Genomic DNA, 20,817 nt, shown 5'->3' on the forward strand with positions numbered 1-20,817 from the left:
CGCGCGCGGGCGCGGCTCAGACCCGGGCGACGGCCAGGGTCCCGTCATCGATGGGAACGAAGCGGACGCCCGCCCGGCGCAACGCATCGACCGCGTGCAGGCGGGACCGGCTCCCCCGATGCTCGCTGTCCTCCTCCAGGCGCCGCACCGTGGAATGCGACAGGCCGCTCGCCTGGGCGAGATCCATCATCGACCAGTCGAGCAGGGCCCGGGCGGCGCGCAGATGGTGCCCGGTGACGGAGTGCTCCAGGCCCTCGTGCGCGCCGACCGGCACGGGGGCATGGCTGCGGACAGGGTACTTGAGGCCGCCACGCCCGAGATAGGTCCCGTCCAGGTCCCAGATCGGCATCGTGAGAATCCGGAAATGCCAGAGCTCGCCGTTGGCGAGACGCTCGTGGGCCGTACCCTGGAAGAACGCCCGCCGCTCGATCCGCTCCGCGGCCGCCGCCTGGAAGGCGCTCCGCTCCTCCGGAACGATCAGGAGATACGGATCGGCGCAGATCTCCTCGAGGGGGAGGCCGTGGACCTGGGCGACCGCGAACGGGATTTCGCGGATGCGATCGAGGCCCATCGAGAAGGTCGTGATGTGCTCCGTGAGATAGAGCGCGCCCTGGCGCCGCCGCTCCTCCTGCCGCAGGCGCGCCAGCTGCTCCCGGTCGCTCACGTCGAGCGCCGTGCCGTTGAGGGCGACGGGGCGCCCCTCCGTCGAGAACCGGATCTCCATCGTCAGCGACAGGGTGCGAACCGTGCCGTTCGGCCGGATCACCCGCACGATGACCTCGCGCGGGACATGCCCCTGCCGGATATCGGTCAGCGCCGGCATCAGGTGCCGATCCTCCGGGTGGATCAGACTGAGCAGCAGGTCATAGCGCGCCTTCGCGGCATTCGGCACCAGACCGAGCAACCGGTAGAATCCCGGAGACCAGATCTGCTCCCCACCCGCGAAGACCCAGCTCCACGCACCGCTCATCCCACGACTTTCCGTGAGAGTCAGGAACTCTCCCGAAGAAAATGTCAGAGCGCTTAAAGCAGTATGGAACATCTCAGCACCGCGCGGACCATATCATCGTTCCACACATCCGAACAAGGGATTTTTATTGCGATTAATTCATAATTAAGCTCAATGTTCAAGCAATAATGTAAAATGTTTTGCGGAATCTATTTTACAATACAGCATTCCCATCCAATCCGACCCAGATCATCGTGATGCAGCCCATGACCTGCGGGCTTGCGCCTGCCACGCTCCGCTACACGGACATTCCGCCTGCGGAACCCTCATCCGCCCCCGCGGCGCGCCGCCTGAACCGCATCGCGACCGGCTCTCGATCAGTGCACCCGCAAAAGTTGGCACCGTGTCTCGCTCACGCATGTTTCAAAACAATGATCATCCGCGATAACATTGGATCTATTCCGAGCAAGAGGCTTGGCGACACCATATTTCCCCGAGCTATTCACTGAATATTGGATAAATCGCGATCAATATTCGTAACAAAGATATTTTAATACGCCGGGCCACAAGACGATTTCATAAATATTACGGAGCAAATATTTATTCTCATCACCTCGCGCCGGCGGCCATGGTCGCGTGTTCAATCGGTCGCCGGTCCGCACGGAGGGGCGCGGATCCGGGATCCGGTGCGGCCGCGCCGGCGGACGGTTGACAGGTCGGGCCGAACAATGCGGGGAGGTGGGCCGCACACCGGGAGGAACCGCATGAGGGTCGCCTGCATCGGCGAGTGCATGGTCGAGCTGTCCGAACGCCCGGACGGGACCCTCGTCCAGGGCTTCGGCGGCGACACGCTGAACACCGCGCTCTATCTCGCGCGTCTCGGCGTCAGGGTCGATTACGTGACGGCGCTGGGCGACGATGTCTGGAGCGACGCGATGGCGGCAGCCTGGGGCCGCGAGGGCATCGGCCTCGACCGGGTCCGGCGGCTGCCGGGCCGGATGCCGGGGCTCTACATCATCCGCACGGATGCCGCGGGCGAGCGCAGCTTCCACTACTGGCGTGATCGCGCCGCGGCCCGGGACCTCTTCACCGAGCCCGGCGCCGCCGAGACCGAGGCGGCACTGACCGGCTACGACCTCGTCTACCTGTCCGGCATCAGCCTCTCGCTCTACGGCGAGACCGGGCGCGCCACCCTGTTCGGGACGCTGGCGCGCCTGCGGGACCGAGGCGGTCGGGTGGCCTTCGACACCAATTACCGGCCCCGCGGCTGGCCCGACCACGACGAGGCCCGAGCGGCCTTCCGCGCGGCCCTGGCGCTGGCCGACCTGATCTTCGCCTCGGCGGAGGATCTGAACTGGCTCTTCGGCGCGGCGGGGGCGCACGAGGTGCTGCGCCATCGCGGTCGGGCCGAGATCGTGCTCAAGGCCTCCAGCGGATCCGGGCCCGTCGCCCGGGTGCTGCACGGGGCGGCCGACACCGCCGTGCCGGCCGGGCCGGCGGTGCGGGTCGTCGACACCACGGCCGCGGGCGACAGTTTCGCGGCCGGCTATCTCGCCGCGCGCATCGCCGGGCTGGCACCGGAGGCCGCCGCCGGCGAGGCCCATCGCCTCGCCGGGGCGGTGATCGGGCATCGCGGCGCCGTGATTCCCCGGGACGCGATGCCGGCACCCGCCGTCCGGCAGCCCGCTCCGGAGGCCTGAGGGTCGCCGGGACCGGGGGCCGCCCTTGAGGCGGACAGGCGCAACCGCTACCTCTGCTCCCGGGGGACGATCCCCGCAGCTTCATCGCCGCGCGTGGTGCGGCCGAGAGGGCACCCGTGGCGCCGAGTCCCCCGCCGATTCCCCCGCCGATCCAGATTCCCGAGCCCGACGCCGCCGCGGGCGGCGGCGCCCCGAAGACGCGGGTCAGCGCGCGCGGCCGGCTGCGCACCTACTTCCTCACCGGGATCATCGTCGCCGGCCCCCTCGCCATCACCGCCTACATCACGTGGTGGTTCATCGCGCTGATCGATTCGTTCGTGAAGCCGCTGGTGCCGGCGAGCTACCTGCCGGACCATTACCTGCCGTTCTCGATCCCGGGCCTCGGCCTCGTGATCGCCTTCCTGGCGGTCACGCTGCTCGGCTTCCTCACGGCCAACCTCGTCGGCCGTTCGGTGATCGAGTTCGGCGAGGTCCTGCTGGCGCGGACGCCGGTGATCTCCGGCCTCTACAAGGGCCTGCGGCAGATCTTCGAGACCCTGTTCTCGGCCAACGGCACGTCGTTCCGCACGGTGGGGCTGGTGGAGTTCCCCGTGAAGGGCACATGGTCCGTGGTCTTCCTGTCGGCTCCCGCCGGCCACGAGGTCGAGGGCGCGCTGCGCGCCCGGGGCGCCCCCGCCGACGAACTCGTCGGCGTCTTCCTGCCCTGCGCCCCCAATCCGACCACGGGCTTCTTCTTCTACCTGCCCCGCGCCGAGGTGGTGGAACTCGCCATCAGCGTCGACGACGCCGCCAAGCTGGTGATGTCGGCCGGGGTAATCCAGCCCGAGGATCCGCAGGGGCGCCTCAACGCCATGGCGGCGACCCTGCGGACGGCCCAGCAGGCCGGCGGAACGGTGTCGCGTCGGGAGCCGCAGGACGCGTGAGGCCGCGCTTCCGGGCCAGGCCCGCTTCGGGCGCGGCGCCCGCCCGGCTCCGAGATCGACCCGTCACCGCGCGCGCAACACGGCGACCCGGTCGCGGCCGCCCGCGCGGCGTGACGCGCCGCCGGATTGCGTCGTCTCCCTCGCAAAGCACCTGAAGGCGGGGCCGATGCCGCCTGCAGGGCGGACGAAAAAGGCCGGCCCGCACAGGTGCGGACCGGCCTGGAATGCCTTGGAAATCCCGTCCGTTCCGCGGCGGCTCAGCGCTGCAGCGAAGCCGTCTGCGGAGCGATGGTCGGCGGGGTCGCCTGCGCGACCGTCACGGCGCTGCGGGGGGGCGTCGGCCCCCAGCCGGCGGCGCATTGGAGCGTGAGGGCGAGACCCAGCGCGATGCACAGCCCGTTGGCGGCCAGCCAGAAGGGGCGGGCGGCCCGCCGCACGGCGGCCTGCAACTCGTCCGCGGTCTTGCCGGCCGCCTCGGCGGCGCGATCCGAGATCGGCAGCAGCCAGGGCTCGGTCGGCAGGGCTTGGATACCGGCCATCTCGTGGGAGCCCGGCAGGTTTTGGAACAGTCCGTTCGACATGTCCGTCCTCCAGATTCGTCCGTGATGTCCCGGCTTACCGGGCCATTCGTTCATCTCCAGTTAAGGGAAGAATATGGCTGATGCAAGATCGCGCGGCCTGTCCGGAGCCTGCCGGGCCGCCGCCAAGACGCGGCCAAGCTTCCGTCTAATCCCAACAAGTTCTTGATAAGATTGGTCTTTCCCGAGAGCCTGTGACATTGCGGCATCGGCCTCCCGGCTTGGCCGAGCGAGGGCGATTCCCGCCCCCACCGTTCAGGAACACCGGACGTTCCTGAACGAAACCGTTCATCCGGCGCCGATCAAGCGGATCGCAGCCTCGCGCTCGAACAGGTAGAGCAGCACCCGCAGCGCCTGCCCGCGGGGGCTCTTCAGTCCGGGGTCGCGCTCGACGATCATGCGGGCATCGTCGCGGGCGGCTTCCAGCAGGGCGGCATCGCTCTCCAGGCGGGCGAGCCGGAACGCGGCCATGCCGGATTGCCGGGTGCCCAGCACTTCCCCCTCGCCGCGGAGCTTCAGGTCGGCCTCGGCGATGCGGAACCCGTCCTCGCTCGCGCGCATCATCTCGAGCCGCGCCCGCGACACCTGCCCGAGCGGACCCCGGTAGAGCAGCAGGCAGGACGAGGCCTTCGAGCCGCGCCCGACCCGTCCGCGGAGCTGGTGGAGCTGCGCCAGCCCGAACCGCTCCGCGTGCTCGATCACCATGATGGTCGCCTCGGGCACGTCGACGCCCACCTCCACCACGGTGGTCGAGACGAGGAGCTTGGTCTCCCCGGCGGCGAACCGGGCCATGGCGGCATCCTTCTCGGGGCCGGGCATCTTGCCGTGGATCAGCCCGACCGCATCGCCGAAATGCTGCCGCAGGTCGTCGAAGCGCTCGGCCGCGGCGGCAAGGTCGACGAATTCCGATTCCTCCACCAGCGGGCAAATCCAATAGACCCGCTCGCCGCCCGCGATGGCCCGGGCGAGGCCGGCCACCACCTCGTCGATCCGCTCGGTGGGCAGGGTGATCGTGCGGATCGGCTGGCGGCCGGCGGGCTTCTCGTCGAGGATCGAGACGTCCATGTCGCCGAAGAAGGTCAGCGCCAGGGTGCGGGGGATCGGCGTCGCGGTCATGACCAGGAAGTCCACCGCCTCGCCCTTGGCGCCCAGCGCGAGGCGCTGGTGGACGCCGAACCGGTGCTGCTCGTCCACCACCGCGAGGCCGAGATCGCGGAAGGTGACCGCCTCCTGGAACAGGGCATGGGTGCCGACCAGGATGTCGATCTCGCCCGCGGCGAGGGCGGCGAGCGTGCTCTTGCGCTCCGCGGCCCGGTCGCGGCCGGTCATCAGGCGCAGGCGCAGACCGCCGGCCAGGGGCTTGAGCCGCTCGAAATGCTGCCGGGCGAGGATCTCGGTGGGGGCCATCAGGGCGGCCTGACGGCCGGCCTCCACCGCCGAGGCCATGGCCAGCAGCGCCACCGCGGTCTTGCCGGAGCCGACATCGCCCTGGAGCAGGCGCAGCATCCGGCGGGGCGCGGCGAGATCGGCGCGGATCTCCGCCACCGCGCGCGCCTGGGCGCCGGTCAGCGCGAAGGGGAGGGCGGCCTCGATGCGGGCGCTCAGGGCGCCGTCGCCGGCATTGACCCGGCCGGCCTTGCGCCGCTGGCGGGCGCGCAGGAGGGCGAGCGCGAGCTGCGAGGCCAGGAGTTCATCGTAGGCCAGCCGCTTCCGGGACGGGGTCGCGGGCGGCGGCTGGAGCGGATCCTCGGCCTTCGGGGGCGCCTCCTCGGGGCGGTGCTCGAGGCGGAGCGCATCCGCGAAGGCGGGCAGGCGGTTCCTCTCCAGCCAGGCCGGGTCCTGCCATTCCGGCAGGACCGGCAGCCGGTCGAGGGCCGCCACCGCGAGCTTGTTGATCGCCCGCGAGGTCAGCCCCTCCGTGGCGCCGTAGACCGGCTCGACGGCGGGCAGCTCGGCCAGTCCCGCCTCGTCCACGATCCGGGACGGGTGGACCATCTGGCGGGTGCCGTCCCAGAGGTCGATCCGGCCGGTGATGTAGCGGTGCGCCCCGAGCGGCAGCATCTTCTCCACCCGGGCGCGGGGCATGCCGAAGAAGACCAGGGAGATGTCGCCGGTGGCATCCTCCACCAGAACCCGGTGCGGGCGCCGGCCCGAACCGATCTGGGCCGGCCGGTGCGCCACCACGGTGACGCCGATCGTCACCGGCTCGCCGACGGGCGCGTCGCTGATCGAGCCCATGAGCTTCCGCGCCACGCCGCCCTGGGGCAGGTGGAACAGCAGGTCCACGACCCGGGCCTCGCGCTCGGGGGTGCCGAGCAGCTTCTCGATGAGGGGCGCCATCTTCGGGCCGATGCCCGGCAGGGCGCGGGCCGGCGCGAACAGGGCGTCGAGAATGCTCGGGCGCAGGGCGGGTGCGTCGGCCGATGCGGCGGGGCGCGCACGGGCGGCCTCGCCCTCGGACGACTCGGCCGCGTCGGGGTCCTTCAAGGCCGGGTCCTGAGTCGCGCGTGCATCTGTCATGGCGGTTCGGCGGACATGGTGCCGGAGGCGCCTTATCATCCGGTGCATCCCGGCGCGCCAGTGCGGCCGATGAAGACCGAGCCCAGAGACCGATCCCATGGCCAGCGACTTCCTGCCGGGCTTCGACCGGCACCGGATCGAGACCGCACCGGGCGTGACGATCCATGCCCGCTCGGCCGGCTCGGGCCCGCCGGTGCTGCTGCTGCACGGCCATCCGCAGACCCTCTCCACGTGGCTCCACGTCGCCCCGCAACTCGCGGAGCGCCACAGCGTGGTGGCGATGGACCTGCGCGGCTACGGGGATTCGTCGAAGCCCCCGGGCGGGGACCGGCATACCAATTACGCCAAGCGCGCCATGGCGGCCGACGCGGTCGCGGTGATGCGGGCGCTCGGCCACGACCGCTTCGCCGTGGTCGGGCACGACCGGGGCGGGCGCGTCGCCCACCGCCTCGCCCTGGACCATCCCGCCGCGGTCGAGCGGATCGCCCTGTTCGACATCGCGCCGACCGCGACCATGTACGCGCGCACCGACAAGGATTTCGCCACCCGGTACTTCTGGTGGTTCTTCTTCATCCAGCCCCATCCCCTGCCGGAGACGCTGATCGGGGCCGATCCGGAATACTTCCTCCGCCACCACGTCGAGGGCCAGTCCAAGACGCCCGGCTCCACCCCGCCGGACCTCTTCGCCGAGTATCTGCGCTGCTACGCCGACCCCGCCTGCCGCCACGCGATCTGCGAGGATTACCGGGCGGCGGCCGGGATCGACCTGGAGCACGACGCCGCCGATGCGGAGGCGCGCGTCGCGGCGCCCCTGCTGGCGCTCTGGGGCGCGAAGGGCGTCGTCGGCCAGACCTACGACGTGCTGGCGACCTGGCGCGAGAAGGCCACCACCGTCTCGGGCCGGGCGCTGGATTGCGGCCACACCCTCCAGGAGGAGCGGCCGGACGCGGTCGTCTCGGAGCTGACGGCGTTCCTGGGCTGACGGCGATCAGCCGCCCGGAGCAGATCGACCGCGAGCTGGGCCGACAGGGTCTCGCCCCGGTCGAGACCGCCGGGCTCGGCTGCCGCCCAGGCCTCCGTCGCGGCCAGGGCCCGGACCTCGGCCATCGCGGAGAGGGCGGTCCGGGCCCGGCGCACCTGCGCCACCGCGATGCCGTATCCCGCCACCGCGTAGCCCCCTGCGACGAGGGGCAGGGACATCGGCCCGGTGCCGCAGCAGGCGTGGCGGCGCGCCTCCGGGATCCGGCGCGTGGCGCCGCAGCGCGGCGCCACGCTGGCGAAGCGGGAGGTCGGATCGAATCGCGACGGCATGCGAATCTCCGGGCGTGCGGCGCTGTGGCCTGCGCGGATCGGGCTTGGCAGAGAGAGCGGAATGCTCAGATACGGGCATGGGCCGCGCCGACGGGAGACCGTGGCGGCGGCCATCTCCCGGACGGGGGGCGCGGAGCCCGGCCGACCCAGGAACGAGCGGAGCGCGTGCGGGGCAACATGTCCGAAGGAGCCAAGGTCGAAGCGGGCCAGGTCGGAGGCGCCGCGACGCCGTTCGAGGTCGCCGTGGTCGGGGCCGGGGCCGCGGGTCTCGCCGCGGCGCTGGCGGTCGCCCGGGAGGGGATCCCCACGGCGCTGGTCGGCCGCCACGCCCCCGTGGCGGACGGGCGGACCGTCGCGCTCCTCGATGGGTCCGTGCGCTTCCTGGAGGCGCTCGGCGCCTGGGAGGCGGTGGCGCCGCACGCGAGTCCCCTCTGCGAACTCCAGATCGTCGACGACACCGGCAGCCTGTTCCGGCCGCCGCCGGCACGGTTCCGCGCCGCCGAGATCGGCCTCGACGCCTTCGGCTGGAACGTCGAGAGCGCCCGGCTGGTCGAGAGCCTGCGCGCCCGCGCCCGGGCGCAGGACAACCTCACCCTGGTCGAGGCGGACGCCGCCGGCGCCGTGCCCGGCGAAGCGACGGCACGCATCGCCCTGGCCGATGGCGCCGCGGTCGAGGCCCGGCTGGTGGTGGCCGCCGACGGCGCGCGCTCGCCGCTGCGGACCGCCAGCGGCGTCCGCGTGCGCGACTGGACCTACCCACAGAGCGCGATCACCACGATCCTGGCCCATGCGCGCCCGCACCGGGACGTCTCCACCGAGTTCCACACCCGGTCCGGTCCCTTCACCCTGGTGCCGCTGCCGGGCGGTCACCGGTCCAGTCTGGTCTGGGTAACCGGGGAGGGCGCGGCCCGGCGTCTCGCAGCCCTCGACGACGCCGCGCTGGGCCAAGCCGTGGAGCGGCAGGCCCGGGCGATGCTCGGCGCCATGCGGGTCGACGGCCCCCGCGGCCTCGTGCCCATGCGCGGCCTCGCGGTGACCCGGCCGGTGGCGAATCGGCTGGTTCTGATCGGGGAGGCTGCCCACGTCTTCCCACCCATCGGCGCCCAGGGGCTCAATCTCGGCCTGCGCGACGCAGCGACCCTGCGCGATACCCTGCTGGTCGCCGCCCGGGACCGCCGCGATCCCGGCAGCCGCCCGGTGCTCGACACCTATGCGCGGGCGCGCCGGGTCGACACGGCGGCGCGCACCGCCGCGGTGGATCTCCTCAACCGCAGCCTGCTCACCGGCCTGCTGCCGGTGGACGCGCTCCGCGGGCTCGGCCTGCTGGCGATGACGCAGCTCGGACCGCTGCGCCGGCTCGTGATGCGGGAGGGCGTGCTGCCCCGGCTCGGCGCCCCGGAGCTGATGCGGGCGGCCCGCTGAACCGCGGGCGCCGCGACAGCCGGCGTCTTCGCGCGCGCGTCGCAATCCCCCGGGGCATTTCGGCGCCCGACGGCGCACGCGGCCCTGAGATCGATTCGCTGCGCGCGCACGGACGAGACGGTTCAGGGACGCCCGTTAAGGCGGTACGGGGGCCTGCGGCTTCAGAGATCCGGCTGGGCGGCCACGTAGGCGCCGAGGCGGGTCGCGAGGTCCACCGGGCCGCCCGCCCGGGCCCCGCCCGGATCATTGATGAGGATCACCGGGATGCCGCGGTCGCGGAGATGGCCGCGGAGGCGGGCGGCGCGGCGGGCATAGGCGGGATCGCGGCGGGTGGGCGCCTGGAGCAGCACCGCGGCCGGCCGGGCGATCACGGCCAGCACGTCGTCCGCCGCCTCCATCGAGGCGGTCACGCTCGCATAGCCGAGGCTGGCCAGCTCGCCCGAGAGGGACCGGTCCACGGCGCGGACGCCGTCGTCGACCACGAGCACTTGTTGCAGCGCACCCATAAGCTTGAGCGGTACTCCATCCCGGACGACTTGGAAAGATAGCCGTCACGACAATCCGATGCAGAACCCGCCAACAGGCGGTTCGGATCCCGTGGGTCCGTGTGCAGATGCGAGATTATCTGCGCCGCCTGAGCGCCGGATGAACCGGCGCGGCGCCGCCGTTCAGGTCGCCGCGACCGCCACGGCCGTCCCGCCCGACAGGAGCAGGCGGTAGCCCGAATCCCGCCACGCGCGCGGATCCGTCTCCGGGTTTCCGCTCCGGGGAAGCGCCTGTGCGGCGCAGGCCGGCCCACGACAGCCGAGGCCGCCCGCGGGCCCGTGGCCGACGTCCAGGAGCGTGCGCGGCAGGAGCGCGTCCTCCGGATGGGCCAGGGTCGCGGCGAGGTCCTCCAGGCCGGGGCGCGTGAGCACCAGCGCCTCGCCCAGGACCAGCGAATCGAGGCGCTGCGGGCCCGCGAGCCCGGCGCTCCGCCGGGTCAGCCGCGCGGGCGCACGATGGACCACGTCGAGGACGCGGACGGTCCAGGGCAGCGGCAGAGCGGCAATGGCCGATTCGACCAGGGCCGGGACCACGAGCCGGGTGGGCACCGGCCGCAGGAGGGCGGCGCGGAACCCGGCTTCGTCGAAGGGCAGCACGGTCTCCAGGCCGGCGCCCGCCGCCAGGGCGGCGCCGAGGCCGGTCACGAGGCCGCGCAGGTCGTGGCCGGGCAGGAGCGTCAGGACCCGCTCGTCCGCGGACAGGGGCAGCGCGTCGAGATGGGCGGCGATCGCCGCCGCGAGCGCCGCGGCGCTGCGGTAGACGGGCCGGCCGGGATCGCCGCCCGCGAAGGTGACGAGGCCGCGGCTCGGCGCCGGTTCGACCACGCCCCGCTCCAGGGCCATCGCGTCGAGGCTGATCACGCCGTCCGGCACGCTCGGACCGAAGGCCGCGAGATAGCGCAGGCCGAAATGGCGCATGGCCGCGCGGGTGAGGTCCTCCGCGGGCCGACGCGCGCCGCGGCGGCCCTCCGTCAGAACGGCCACGAGGCCGGCGGACTCGATCCCGGCGGAGAGCTCGGCGCAATCCCAGACGGCCGGCATCGCGCAGGGGAGGTGGCCCGCCGCCTCGACGGCGAGATGGGCGAGGGTCGATTCGGCGCCCCCCGAGAACCACAGGCCGATCCGGCTGCCGGCGGGAAGCCGCCACGCGCCGATCCCGCGGGCGAGCCGCCCGACGATCTCGGCGGCGGCCGCGTAGGTCCAGGTGATGGCCGGGCGCCCGCACCAAGCGACGCGGTCCCCCGAATCACGCAGGACCGTGCGCTGGGGGCCCGTCAGAGCCGCCGCGAAGAGGCGGGCCGCGAGCCCCTCGGACAGGCCGCCGAAGAAGCTTTCGGACAGGCCTTCGGGCGCGTCCTCGGATCGCGCGGACGCGTCCAGCGCGGCGTCGGCCGCCCACTCCGCCACCGCCAACGCGCTCACACCCGCCGCCCCCGCCGATCCTGCAGAACTCCTATCATCTCGGCCCGGCAGGGTTAACCGACCGCTAAGGGGGCCGCCGCCGGAGGGCGGCCGCCGGCGGCCGACGGCGTGCCCCGATCACGCGCTCGTGCCTCGCGCCCGCGCAACGTCGTGCTTGCGGCCGGGCGTATGGGGGCCTATCGGGGGCCGGGCGCGGCCAGGACGGTTCCGACAGCCTCCCCGGCCGCGGTGTCATGCCTTCGCCTCATTCAAGGGGAAAGGCAGGCCGCCCGGTCGCCGGGGTGAGGGATGCGCGCAGACGGGCGCCCGTCCCGCCCGATGGCCGGACCGATTCATCCGGAGTTCCGGGCGGCACGCCAACGCGGCGGGCATCCGGACGGTCCGGCGGACCTGCCGCCAGGCCGGCTCCGCATCCTGCCAGCCACACCACGTCTCTTCCAAGGGGTCAGAGCCGATGTCCTTCACCCGCACCGCGACGCTCGCGCGCGCCGCTCTTTTCGGCCTCGCGGGCCTCGGTCTCGCGGCCGCGCCGGCCCTGGCGCAGCCGAAGAAGCCCGCCGCTCCCGCGCCGGCCGCGCCGGCGCCGACCGCCCCGGGCACCCCGGCGGCGAACACCCCGGCCGCCCAGACCGGCCCGCAGATCGTCGCCGTGAAGTCCGAGCCGAGCCAGGCCGACTGGACCAAGGTCTGCGGCAAGGATCAGGGCTCGGGCACCGACATCTGCTACACGACCCGCGACTTCGTGTCCGACCAGGGCCAGCCCGTGCTGGCAGTGGCGGTCTACGAGATGAAGAACGCCGCCCAGAAGCAGGAGGTGCGCGTGGTGCGCTACCTGCTGCCGCTCGGCCTGCTGCTGCAGCCGGGCATCCGCTTCAGCGTCGACGGCCAGGCGGCGACCGCCGGTCGCTTCGCGGTCTGCTTCCCGAACGGCTGCTTCGCCGAGGCCGGCGGCGTCGATGCCGGCGTGATCGCCGCGATGAAGAAGGGCACGACCCTCAACGTCTCGGTCCAGAACCAGACCCAGCGCGAGGTCACCTTCGCGGTGCCGCTGACCGGCTTCGGCAAGGCCTTCGACGGCCCGGCCATCGACCCGAAGGTCCTCGAGGAGCAGCAGAAGAAGCTCCAGGCCGAGCTGGAGAAGCGCTCCGAGGACATGCGCAAGAAGCTGGAGCAGCAGCAGGGCTCCGCTCCGGCCGCCGGTGCCGCGGCGCCGGCCCCCGCCGCCAAGTAAGGGCTTCTCGTCCGCGGTCCTCCGGGACCGCGAGCGCCATCGACCCGCCGCGCGGCGGGTCCGTATCGGGGGCCGGACCGCGAGGTCCGGCCCTTCGCGTTTGAGGCGCCCGGCGCCGGGATCTACCGGGTCCCCGCCGGGCCCGAACCCGGCTGGACGATCAGCACGCGCAGATCCTGGTCGGGAACGTAGTCCCGGGCCTCCCAGCGGAACGTGGTCGGCCCGGTCTTCCGGATGCCCGTGCGGCAGAAGCTCACCACCGCCTCCGGGCTGCCCTTGTCGACCGTGAGGGTGAAGCGCCCGATCGGCGCGGCCCAGTTGCGCGCCGTGGTGACGATGTAGGGCACTACGGTGGCGCGCAGGTAGCCGCTGGGATCCGCCGCCTTCGCCTGCAGGCGCCGGATCGCCGTGAGCCCGGCCTCGTCCAGGCAGTAGGTCGCCCGGTAGCCCTCGCGGGAGGCGTCCTTGAGGTCGAGGAAATGGAAGCCGTTCACCGGCGCGTAGCTGTGCGCGATGCGGATATCCTGCCCGGGCGGGAAGGTCTGGAGCCAGTGGAACTTCGCCTCGCTGCGCCACAGGCCCTCGGTCATGCGATCGGTCATCCCCTCGGATTCGGGGAACAGGCCGGCCTTGACCAGTTCGGCCCACGCGGCGGTGCCGATCCGCTTCTCGGCCGCCTTGATCGCGTCGAAGCGGAGCGGGTTCAGGGGCAGGTCGTGGCGGCGGAGGAGGTCCGTCACCTCGCGCTCGCCCACGAAGGCCCGCTCCTCCAGCTCCGGTGCGAGCGGCTTTCCGTCCACCGTCACGGTGAAGCCGACGAAGTTCGGGCTTTCGGGCTGCGGCAGCGCGAGGGCCGAGAAGCTGAGTTCGCGCCCGTCGATGGGCGGCAGCGGGAAGGCGATCCGCACCGTGCGGGGCTCCTGCCCCTGATTGCGGAACAGGTAGGAGACGCCGATCCGGTCGCTGGCGATCGACAGGTCCTCGCTCGCCAGCGCGATTCCGGGCTCGCGCCTCAGGACCAGCCCGCCGGCATCGAGTTCGGCGGCGCTATCGTTGGCGCGGGCCTGGATCGAGAGAAGGCCGGCGGCCAGAAGCGCGGCGGCGACAGGTCGGATCATGGCGTCGGGCCCGTGCGACGGCACGGGCCGTCACGGAAGGCTATCGCGGCGGCGTTGCCAGGATCTTGACGAGTCCCGGCCCGCTCAGTTCGTGGGGCGGTCCCGCATCCGGTATGCGCCGGCGGCGTCGCGCTCGAACATCTCGGCGATGCCGGCATGGCGCAGGGCTTCGCCCGACGTGTCGGGCAGGAGGTTCTGTTCCGACACGTAGGCCACGTACTCGGTCTCGGCGTTCTCGGCGAGCAGGTGGTAGAACGGCTGGTCCTTGCGCGGCCGGACCTCCTCGGGGATCGCCAGCCACCATTCCTCGGTGTTGTCGAACACCGGGTCGACGTCGAACACGACGCCGCGGAACGGGTAGATCCGGTGGCGCACCACGGCGCCGATCGCGAATTTCGCGGTTCTCAGTGTTACGTCCGTCATGGTTCAGTCCGTCCAGAACGGACAGATAGGTCCGTTGACGGGGCCTGTCACCGGGTCGGTGCCGCCGACCGGTAACGGCGCGCACCGGCCTGCGCGTCATCGGGTGACGGACGCGGGTTCGGGAGGCCGGATGCCGCGTTCGGCCGCGATCGCCCGGGCGGTGGCCTCGCGCCGAGCGGTGAGGTCGGCGGCGGCCGCCCGCGCCCGCGCCACGATGGCCGGCGGGGCCGTCCGGGGCGTGCCGCTGTCGAAGGGCGGCTCGGGGCGTATTGCATGCCGAGCTGGATCGCCTGCGCGGCCTCGTCGCCGCGCAGCGCGGCGGCGAGCCGCAGCGCCCCGTCGATGCCCGCGGTGACCCCGGCCGCGAACACCCAGGTGCGGCCGTCCGCGTCGCGGTCGATCACGACGCGCTCATCCACCGGCTCGGCCCCGAAGAACGGGAGCAGGTGGACGGCGTTCCAGTAGGTCGTGGCCCGCCGCCCCACCAGCAGACCGGCCGCACCGAGGAGGAGCGCGCCGGTGCAGACCGAGAGGACGTGGCCGGCCCCGGCCGCCTGGTCGCGGATCCAGCCGAGCACGGCCGCGTCCCGCATCAGGGCCTCCTGGCCCTGGCCGCCCGGGACGTGCAGCACGTCGAGCCGCGGGGCCTCCGCCAGGGTGGCATCCGGCAGGATCCGGAGGCCGCGGACGTCGCGGACGGGGTCCAGGCTCGGCGCGTAGACCCGGTAGGTGCTGTTGGGCACCCGGGACAGGACCTCGAACGGGCCGGTGAGGTCGATCTGGTCCAGCCCCTCGAACAGGAGCGAGCCGATCTGCAGATGGGTGTCGGGCGGGATCATGCCGGGCCTCCGTGGTGGACAGGGACACCCTACCGCGTCAGGATCTGGCCGAAATGCCAAAGAGCCCTCGTTTCTCGCCAGATCAACCGCGACCGATCGAGGTGCTGGCCTTCCCGTCGGTGCAGCTCCTCGACGTGGCCGGGCCGCTCCAGGTCTTCGCCACCGCCAACGAGCACGGCGGCGCCGGGACCCCATACGCGCCGCGGGTGATCGCGGCCGGCGACCCGGGGCTCACCGCCTCGGCGGGCCTGCGGCTGGTCGCCGACCCGCTGCCGGATCTCGCGGCGCCGGTGGACACGCTGGTGATCGCGGGCGGCCCCGGCGTCGTCGCGGCCTGCGACGACGCCGCCCTGGTGGCCTGGGTGCGGGCCCGGGCGGGCCGGGCCCGCCGGGTCGCCTCGGTCTGCACCGGCGCGTTCCTGCTCGGAGCGGCGGGGCTCCTCGACGGGCGGCGGGCCGTGACCCATTGGAAGCATTGCGGCGCGCTCGCCGCGCGCTACCGGCGCGCCCGGATCGAGCCCGACCCGATCTTCGTGCGCGACGGCCCGGTCTGGTCCTCGGCGGGGGTCACGGCGGGCATCGACCTGGCCCTGGCGCTGGTCGAGGAGGATCTCGGCCGCGCGACCGCCCTGGCGGTGGCGCGCCACCTCGTGATGTTCCTCAAGCGCCCCGGCGGGCAGGCGCAGTTCAGCGCGGCGCTGGCCCTGCAGGCGGGCGAGGAGCGGTTCGGGCGGCTCCACGCCTTCATGGCGGACAACCTGTCCGGCGACCTGTCGCTGCCGGCGCTGGCCGCGGCGGCCGGGATGAGCGCGCGCAGCCTGAGCCGGCACTATCTGGAGGCGACCGGCCTCACCCCCGCCAAGGCCGTGGAGCGCCTGCGGGTGGAGGCGGCCCGGCGGGCGCTCGCCGAGACGGCGCAGCCGGTGAAGCGAATCGCCCGGACCTGCGGCTTCGGCTCCGAGGAGAGGCTGCGGCGCAGCTTCCTGCGGCACGTCGCGGCGACGCCGCAGGCGTATCGGGCGCGGTTCGGCGGATGAGGGGGGACTAGACCGTGTCGCGGCGCTCGAGGGCCGCCAGGATCGTCTCGCGCACGCCGTCGCGATGGTCGTGGATGTCCGCGTTCGGGATGCGGAGCAGGGCGAAGCCGAGCGATTCGAGGATTTCGGTCCGCATGGCGTCTCGGACGAGCTCGGCATCCGTGGAATGCGTTGCCCCGTCCACTTCGACGATGAATTTGGCCTCTATGCAGGCAAAGTCGACGATGTATCGGTCGATCGGGTGCTGGCGGCGGAATTTCCAGCCGTTCAGGGCGCGGTTTCGCAGAACGCGCCAGAGCTTAGCCTCGGCGGATGTCTGAGCGCGCCGCAGCGAGCGGGCGCGCGGGATCGATCTGGTCACCGCTCGGTTCCGGCAGGGCGATCGCGGATCCGGCGGATGATACGGAGGCCTCGCTTGCGCGGGCCTGACCCGAAGAAGCGCTCGGGTCCGCGACGGCACCGGTCCAGACCGGCGCGACGCGCCCCCTCTCCCGTGCGGGAGAGGGTTGGGGTGAGGGGCGAGAACGCTCAGGATCAAGCACGTGATCGACGCGCCGACAGGGCGCGCCTCTTCCGGACAGACCTGATCCCTCACCCTGTCCCTCTCCCGCACGGGAGAGGGGACCCGCGTTTCGTCCCGTCACCGCGGCGCCGCACACGACGCCCGAATCCGGCAGCCGCTCACCCCAGCCTGTAGACCGCCGCCAGCTCCGGATCCTTCGCGGCCACCAGCTTGGCGAGATCCACGATGACCTTGGCCTGCTTCCAGGTGGCGTCGTCCTGCATCTTGCCGTCGAGCATCACGGCGCCGGTGCCGTCCGGCATGGCCTCGACGATCCGGGCCGCGAAGGCCACCTCGGCCGGGTCCGGCGCGAAGACCCGCTTGGCGATCGCCACCTGGCTCGGATGCAGCGTCCAGGCGCCCGCGCAGCCCATCAGGAAGGCGTTGCGGAACTGCGCCTCGCAGGCCGCGCCGTCGGAGAAGTCGCCGAACGGGCCGTAGAAGGCCTTGATGCCGTTGGCCATGCAAGCATCGACCATCTTGGCGATGGTGTAGTGCCAGAGGTCCTGCTGGGCGCTGGCCCGGGGCGCGTCGCCCGCCGGGTCCGCGATCACCCGGTAATCCGGGTGGCCGCCGCCGACCCGGGTGGTCTTCATGCCGCGGGACGCCGCGAGATCCGCCGGCCCGAGGCTCATCCCGTGCATCCGCGGCGAGGCCGACGCGATGGCGTCGACGTTGGCGACGCCCTCGGCGGTCTCCAGGATCGCGTGGACCAGGATCGGCTTCGTCACGCCGTGGCGCGCCTCGAGCTGGGCGAGGAGCTGGTCGATGTAGTGGATGTCCCACGGCCCCTCGACCTTGGGCACCATCACGACGTCGAGCTTGTCGCCGACCTCGGCCACGATCGTGAACAGGTCGTCGAGAATCCAGGGCGAGTTGAGGGCGTTGATCCGGGTCCAGAGGCCGGTGCCGGTGGCGGCGAAGTCGGTGGCCTGGGCCATCGCCACGAAGCCCTTGCGGGCCGCCTCCTTCTGGTCGGCCGGGACCGCGTCCTCCAGGTTGCCCAGCACCACGTCGACCGTGCCGGCGAGCTCCGGCACCCGGGCGCGGACCTTGTCGTTGTGGGGCGGCACGAAGTGGATCATCCGCTCCAGCCGCACGGGCAGCTCGCGGAACGGGGCCGGCGCGCCGGTGGCGAGGGGCTGGAAGAAGCGGCGGGGCAGTTTCATCGGGTGCCTCTTGTCAGGGCTGGCGTCTGAGCCCCGTTAAGGCAGCTGGGGCGGGCGCGTAAAGCCGCGCCGCGCCGAAGTGGTCTCGAACTTTCGGCTCAGACGGTCGTCAACCCTGTCGCGCTTCAGCCCCGGCTGCCGCGGCGCCCGGCCAAGCCGATCCGGTTGAGGATGCCGCCGGCCTCGCTGCCGGCCACCACCACGAGGCGCCGGACCTCGCCCCGCAGGAAGGCCTGCAGGAAGCGGTTGTAGTCGCGGAAGGAGACGCAGCCGTTCGAGGCGCCGGGCTGCCGCAGCATGTAGGTGTGGGCGAGCAGGCCGTCGCGGCCGTGGATCGCGGCGCTGCCGCCCACCGGGTTGAGGCGGATCGCCCGGACCCCGTGGAACAGGCGCTCGCGCTCGGTCAGCGTGTAGGTGCCGGGCGGCGTCGAGCCGCGCATGCGCAGGTGGACGTAGCGCGGGTTGTCCATGGCCTCGCCGAGGCCGGAATGGGCCTCCAGCACCTCGCCGGAGGGCAGCGTCACCGTGCGCGCGGTGATGTCGTAGACGGCCGTGCCGGCCACCGAATCGGGCTCCGGGCTGATCCGGGTGCGCGGCGCCTCCTGCGGCAGGGCGTCCGGGCTGGCATAGGCCAGCGCCTGACGGGGCTCCTGGCGGCTGTCCTGTGACGGGGCCGCGGAACCGACGCCGAACAGCTTCTCGAAGAAGGACGGCTCCTCGGCCATCGCGGCGCGGAACACGTCGCGGGTCCGGGGCAGGGCGCGGGTCGCCACCCGCGTGGCCGGGACCGCGGGCGCACGCCGCAGCTCGGGCGGACGCGACACCGGCAGCGGCACGAGGACGGAGGCGGGCGCGAGGGCGGCGGGCGTGGGCTCGGCCGCGGCGATCCGGACCGGGGCGGCCGGCGCCTCCGCGGTCGTCTCGCCCATCTTGGCCTGGGCCATCCGGATCTGGGCCATCCGGATCTGGGCCTGCTCGGCCGTCTGCGCGGCCTTGGACTGCTCGGCCCGGGCAACCTGCCGGGCGATCTCGCGGACCGCCGGGGACGGCTCGGCACGGGCGATCTGGAAGGTGGCGGTCGGCAGGGCCTCGCCGAAGGCCGTCGCGGAACCGGAGCCCAGCGCCGGGCTCGGATCGAGCATCCAGGCGATGCTCGGCTTCGGCGCGGCGTTGCGAGCGGCGTGCCGGATCGGGGCGGCGACCGGCGGGAGCCCGGACATCGCCCCGGTCGCGGCGACGGTCTGCTGGTCGATCCGGGCCGGCCCCTGCGGCTGGCTGAACACGGCCCAGCCGGCCAGGGTTATGCCCGTCAGGGAGATGAGCGCCGTCAGCCGGGCGCGGCGGCGCGCGCGCCGCATGGCACTCGGGTAGGGCGCCCGGGTGCGGATGACGGGATCGTAGACGGTCTCGACGTAGGTGATGCGCGGCGGCGCCCGGCGCAGGGGCGCCGCGCTCGGATACGCAGTCTGGAACGCGGCTTGGGACAACGCAGCCTGGGCCATTCGGGGAACTCGCGTACGCGCTTCCCCGTGGGCAGCCGCCGCCGTTCGCCCGCGAAAGCTTGTTTCCGCGCACGTGGCCTGGGTCGCCCGTCTGGGGAGGACATCAACCGTCCACCCCATTAAGCCGTGCTGTGGTTAATCCCCGCTAAAGAGACAGTTTCCGCGCGCGTTCCCGTGTTGGGACACAGCCTCAGATCGCCTGTCCGGGCGTGTCCATGGGCCCGTGGCGGCGCGCGACCAGCAGGCAGAGCAGGGCCACCGGCACGCCGATCAGCGATGTGCCGACGAAGAACCACGTGAACCCGGTCCGCTCGATCACGAAGCCCGAGAACCCGGCGAGCAGGCTGCCCGGCAGGGCGCAGAGCGAGGTGAGCAGGGCGTACTGGCTCGCCGCGTGCGCGGTCGCCGAGAGCCGCGACATGTAGGTGATCAGCACGATCGACGCGAAGGCGTAGGCGAAGCCGTCGATCCCCACGGTCAGCGCGAAGGTCCAGAACGCCGCCCCGCCATGGCCGCCGTGCCACGCGAGATAGGCCAGCGCGAGGTGCGAGGCCGAGGCCGTCACGGTGCCGATCAGCAGGCTCGCCATCATGCCGATCCGCGGGATGATGGCGCTCGCCAGGAAGGTGCCGCCGAGCGCGATCCAGAAGCCGAACAGCTTCGTCACGGTGGCGATGTCGGTGTTGGAGTAGCCGAGCGTCTTGAACAGCGGGATCGCCATGGCGTTCGAGACGTAGCCGGGCATCCGGAAGCCCGCGACCAGCGCCAGCACCGGCACGGCCAGCGGCCCGAGCCGGGCGAGGAGGTCGCGGATCGGCGCCCAGACGGTCTCGACGAAGCCGCCGGTGGCGGGCGTCTCGGGGGCGGGGGGCTCGGGGGCGAGCAGGGCCGCGATCGTGCCGGGGGCCATCAGGGCGGCCATGCACAGGTAGGCGGCGCGCCAGCCATAGGCGTCGGACAGGTAGAGGGCGCCGGCGCCCGCCGCGAGGTTGCCGATCCGGTAGCCGATCTCCGACCACGACGACATCAGCGCCTGCCGCTCCGGGGGCGCGGCGGTGATGCGCCAGCCGTCGATCACCACGTCCTGGGTGGCGCCGGCCACGCCGAGCGCCAGGGAGAACGCCACCGTCCAGGCGAGCCAGTGGGCCGGATCGCCGAAGGCGACGCCGGCCAGCGCCAGGGCCACCAGGATCTGCGTGGCGACGATCCAGCCCCGGCGCCGCCCGAGCCAGCGGCCGATGAGCGGCGCGTCGTGGCGGTCGAGGAAGGGGGCCCAGAGGAACTTGAGCTTGTAGGCGATGGTCAGCTCGCTCATCAGCCCGATCGTGGCGAGCGGCACCTGCGCCTGGACGAGCCACGCCGACTGGGTCGCGTAGACGAGCAGGAACGGGATGCCCTGCGCGAAGCCGAGCCCGAGCACCGCGACGACGCGCCGGTCGGTGAACAGGGGGGTGAGGAAGGCGTTTTTCTCGGATCTTGCCGGATCGGACGGGGCGCTGGCTGCGGCCGGGTTTGCCATCCACGCGTCTCCTGGGATTCGCGACGGAGAGAGCAGAGATGGGCGGG

Annotated in this window: 17 protein-coding genes and 1 pseudogene; 6 read left to right on the plus strand and 12 right to left on the minus strand. The window is 72.8% G+C overall.

Features of this window, described 5'->3' with window-relative positions; genetic code table 11:
* Positions 1-16: 16 nt before the first annotated feature.
* A complete protein-coding gene (locus tag PQI07_RS23375) occupies positions 17-970 on the minus strand; it encodes a PAS domain-containing protein (RefSeq protein ID WP_236961451.1) in 954 nt (317 codons plus the stop codon).
* 743 nt (positions 971-1,713) lie between these two features.
* On the opposite strand from PQI07_RS23375, the gene PQI07_RS23380 reads away from it, so the two are divergent.
* Entirely contained in the window at positions 1,714-2,649 is a 936-nt protein-coding gene (locus tag PQI07_RS23380; RefSeq protein WP_053608245.1) for a sugar kinase, read from the plus strand.
* Between the two features lie 116 nt (positions 2,650-2,765).
* Complete coding sequence (locus PQI07_RS23385; protein ID WP_374701387.1) at positions 2,766-3,572, plus strand: DUF502 domain-containing protein; 807 nt, start codon at positions 2,766-2,768, stop codon at positions 3,570-3,572.
* A gap of 257 nt (positions 3,573-3,829) precedes the next feature.
* On the opposite strand, the gene PQI07_RS23390 is transcribed toward PQI07_RS23385, so the two are convergent.
* Both PQI07_RS23390 and recG read right to left on the minus strand, forming a co-directional pair.
* Entirely contained in the window at positions 3,830-4,153 is a 324-nt protein-coding gene (locus tag PQI07_RS23390; protein ID WP_043357302.1) for a hypothetical protein, read from the minus strand.
* 285 nt (positions 4,154-4,438) lie between these two features.
* Positions 4,439-6,670, minus strand: a complete 2,232-nt coding sequence (gene recG, locus PQI07_RS23395) for an ATP-dependent DNA helicase RecG (protein ID WP_274927520.1) — start codon at positions 6,668-6,670, stop codon at positions 4,439-4,441.
* A 97-nt stretch (positions 6,671-6,767) separates the two neighbouring features.
* Here recG and PQI07_RS23400 point away from each other — a divergent pair, with 97 nt between their 5' ends.
* On the plus strand, positions 6,768-7,652 hold the full coding sequence (locus PQI07_RS23400) for an alpha/beta fold hydrolase (protein ID WP_043357310.1): 885 nt from the start codon (positions 6,768-6,770) through the stop codon (positions 7,650-7,652).
* Between the two features lie 506 nt (positions 7,653-8,158).
* Positions 8,159-9,403, plus strand: a complete 1,245-nt coding sequence (locus PQI07_RS23405) for a UbiH/UbiF family hydroxylase (RefSeq protein WP_043756817.1) — start codon at positions 8,159-8,161, stop codon at positions 9,401-9,403.
* Positions 9,404-9,564: 161 nt separating this feature from the next.
* Here the strand turns inward: PQI07_RS23405 and PQI07_RS23410 are convergent, their stop codons facing one another.
* Together PQI07_RS23410 and PQI07_RS23415 are read right to left on the minus strand one after the other, a co-directional pair.
* Positions 9,565-9,909: a hypothetical protein gene (locus tag PQI07_RS23410; RefSeq protein ID WP_043357312.1), complete on the minus strand. Its 345-nt coding sequence runs from the start codon at positions 9,907-9,909 to the stop codon at positions 9,565-9,567.
* Between the two features lie 162 nt (positions 9,910-10,071).
* Entirely contained in the window at positions 10,072-11,370 is a 1,299-nt protein-coding gene (locus tag PQI07_RS23415; RefSeq protein ID WP_274927521.1) for a class I adenylate-forming enzyme family protein, read from the minus strand.
* Positions 11,371-11,824: 454 nt separating this feature from the next.
* On the opposite strand from PQI07_RS23415, the gene PQI07_RS23420 reads away from it, so the two are divergent.
* Positions 11,825-12,601 (plus strand): invasion associated locus B family protein, encoded by a 777-nt coding sequence (locus tag PQI07_RS23420; RefSeq protein WP_043379642.1) that lies wholly within the window; start codon positions 11,825-11,827, stop codon positions 12,599-12,601.
* A 122-nt stretch (positions 12,602-12,723) separates the two neighbouring features.
* Here PQI07_RS23420 and PQI07_RS23425 read toward each other — a convergent pair whose 3' ends face one another.
* From PQI07_RS23425 to PQI07_RS23435, 3 genes and pseudogenes are all read right to left on the minus strand, one after another.
* Positions 12,724-13,719 carry a DUF4424 domain-containing protein gene (locus PQI07_RS23425; protein WP_043379645.1) on the minus strand — a complete coding sequence of 332 codons (996 nt, stop codon included), beginning with the start codon at positions 13,717-13,719 and terminating at the stop codon, positions 12,724-12,726.
* Positions 13,720-13,803: 84 nt separating this feature from the next.
* Entirely contained in the window at positions 13,804-14,142 is a 339-nt protein-coding gene (gene hspQ, locus PQI07_RS23430) for a heat shock protein HspQ (protein WP_043357318.1), read from the minus strand.
* A 96-nt stretch (positions 14,143-14,238) separates the two neighbouring features.
* Positions 14,239-14,981, minus strand: a pseudogene (locus PQI07_RS23435) (DJ-1/PfpI family protein).
* Positions 14,982-15,034: 53 nt separating this feature from the next.
* Between PQI07_RS23435 and PQI07_RS23440 the strand changes: the two are divergent.
* Positions 15,035-16,018 (plus strand): GlxA family transcriptional regulator, encoded by a 984-nt coding sequence (locus PQI07_RS23440; protein WP_274927522.1) that lies wholly within the window; start codon positions 15,035-15,037, stop codon positions 16,016-16,018.
* Between the two features lie 7 nt (positions 16,019-16,025).
* Here the strand turns inward: PQI07_RS23440 and PQI07_RS23445 are convergent, their stop codons facing one another.
* From PQI07_RS23445 to PQI07_RS23460, 4 genes are all read right to left on the minus strand, one after another.
* Positions 16,026-16,379 carry an endonuclease domain-containing protein gene (locus PQI07_RS23445; protein ID WP_075380066.1) on the minus strand — a complete coding sequence of 118 codons (354 nt, stop codon included), beginning with the start codon at positions 16,377-16,379 and terminating at the stop codon, positions 16,026-16,028.
* 320 nt (positions 16,380-16,699) lie between these two features.
* Positions 16,700-17,749, minus strand: a complete 1,050-nt coding sequence (locus tag PQI07_RS23450; RefSeq protein WP_274927523.1) for an HpcH/HpaI aldolase/citrate lyase family protein — start codon at positions 17,747-17,749, stop codon at positions 16,700-16,702.
* A 125-nt stretch (positions 17,750-17,874) separates the two neighbouring features.
* Positions 17,875-19,251 carry a DUF2778 domain-containing protein gene (locus tag PQI07_RS23455; protein WP_274927524.1) on the minus strand — a complete coding sequence of 459 codons (1,377 nt, stop codon included), beginning with the start codon at positions 19,249-19,251 and terminating at the stop codon, positions 17,875-17,877.
* 190 nt (positions 19,252-19,441) lie between these two features.
* Positions 19,442-20,770: an AmpG family muropeptide MFS transporter gene (locus tag PQI07_RS23460; RefSeq protein ID WP_274927525.1), complete on the minus strand. Its 1,329-nt coding sequence runs from the start codon at positions 20,768-20,770 to the stop codon at positions 19,442-19,444.
* Positions 20,771-20,817 lie beyond the last annotated feature (47 nt).

The sequence above is a fragment of the Methylobacterium sp. 092160098-2 genome (assembly GCF_028920805.1).
Classification (GTDB): Bacteria; Pseudomonadota; Alphaproteobacteria; order Rhizobiales; family Beijerinckiaceae; genus Methylobacterium; species Methylobacterium fujisawaense.

Bases quoted from the DNA above. Each gene is read 5' to 3' on its own strand.
- PQI07_RS23375 (WP_236961451.1), bottom strand. From the start codon at position 970: ATGAGCGGTGCGTGGAGCTGGGTCTTCGCGGGTGGGGAGCAGATCTGG.
- PQI07_RS23380 (WP_053608245.1), top strand. From the start codon at position 1,714: ATGAGGGTCGCCTGCATCGGCGAGTGCATGGTCGAGCTGTCCGAACGC.
- PQI07_RS23390 (WP_043357302.1), bottom strand. From the start codon at position 4,153: ATGTCGAACGGACTGTTCCAAAACCTGCCGGGCTCCCACGAGATGGCC.
- recG (WP_274927520.1), bottom strand. From the start codon at position 6,670: ATGACAGATGCACGCGCGACTCAGGACCCGGCCTTGAAGGACCCCGAC.
- PQI07_RS23400 (WP_043357310.1), top strand. From the start codon at position 6,768: ATGGCCAGCGACTTCCTGCCGGGCTTCGACCGGCACCGGATCGAGACC.
- PQI07_RS23405 (WP_043756817.1), top strand. From the start codon at position 8,159: ATGTCCGAAGGAGCCAAGGTCGAAGCGGGCCAGGTCGGAGGCGCCGCG.
- PQI07_RS23410 (WP_043357312.1), bottom strand. From the start codon at position 9,909: ATGGGTGCGCTGCAACAAGTGCTCGTGGTCGACGACGGCGTCCGCGCC.
- PQI07_RS23420 (WP_043379642.1), top strand. From the start codon at position 11,825: ATGTCCTTCACCCGCACCGCGACGCTCGCGCGCGCCGCTCTTTTCGGC.
- PQI07_RS23425 (WP_043379645.1), bottom strand. From the start codon at position 13,719: ATGATCCGACCTGTCGCCGCCGCGCTTCTGGCCGCCGGCCTTCTCTCG.
- hspQ (WP_043357318.1), bottom strand. From the start codon at position 14,142: ATGACGGACGTAACACTGAGAACCGCGAAATTCGCGATCGGCGCCGTG.
- PQI07_RS23440 (WP_274927522.1), top strand. From the start codon at position 15,035: ATGCCAAAGAGCCCTCGTTTCTCGCCAGATCAACCGCGACCGATCGAG.
- PQI07_RS23450 (WP_274927523.1), bottom strand. From the start codon at position 17,749: ATGAAACTGCCCCGCCGCTTCTTCCAGCCCCTCGCCACCGGCGCGCCG.
- PQI07_RS23455 (WP_274927524.1), bottom strand. From the start codon at position 19,251: ATGGCCCAGGCTGCGTTGTCCCAAGCCGCGTTCCAGACTGCGTATCCG.
- PQI07_RS23460 (WP_274927525.1), bottom strand. From the start codon at position 20,770: ATGGCAAACCCGGCCGCAGCCAGCGCCCCGTCCGATCCGGCAAGATCC.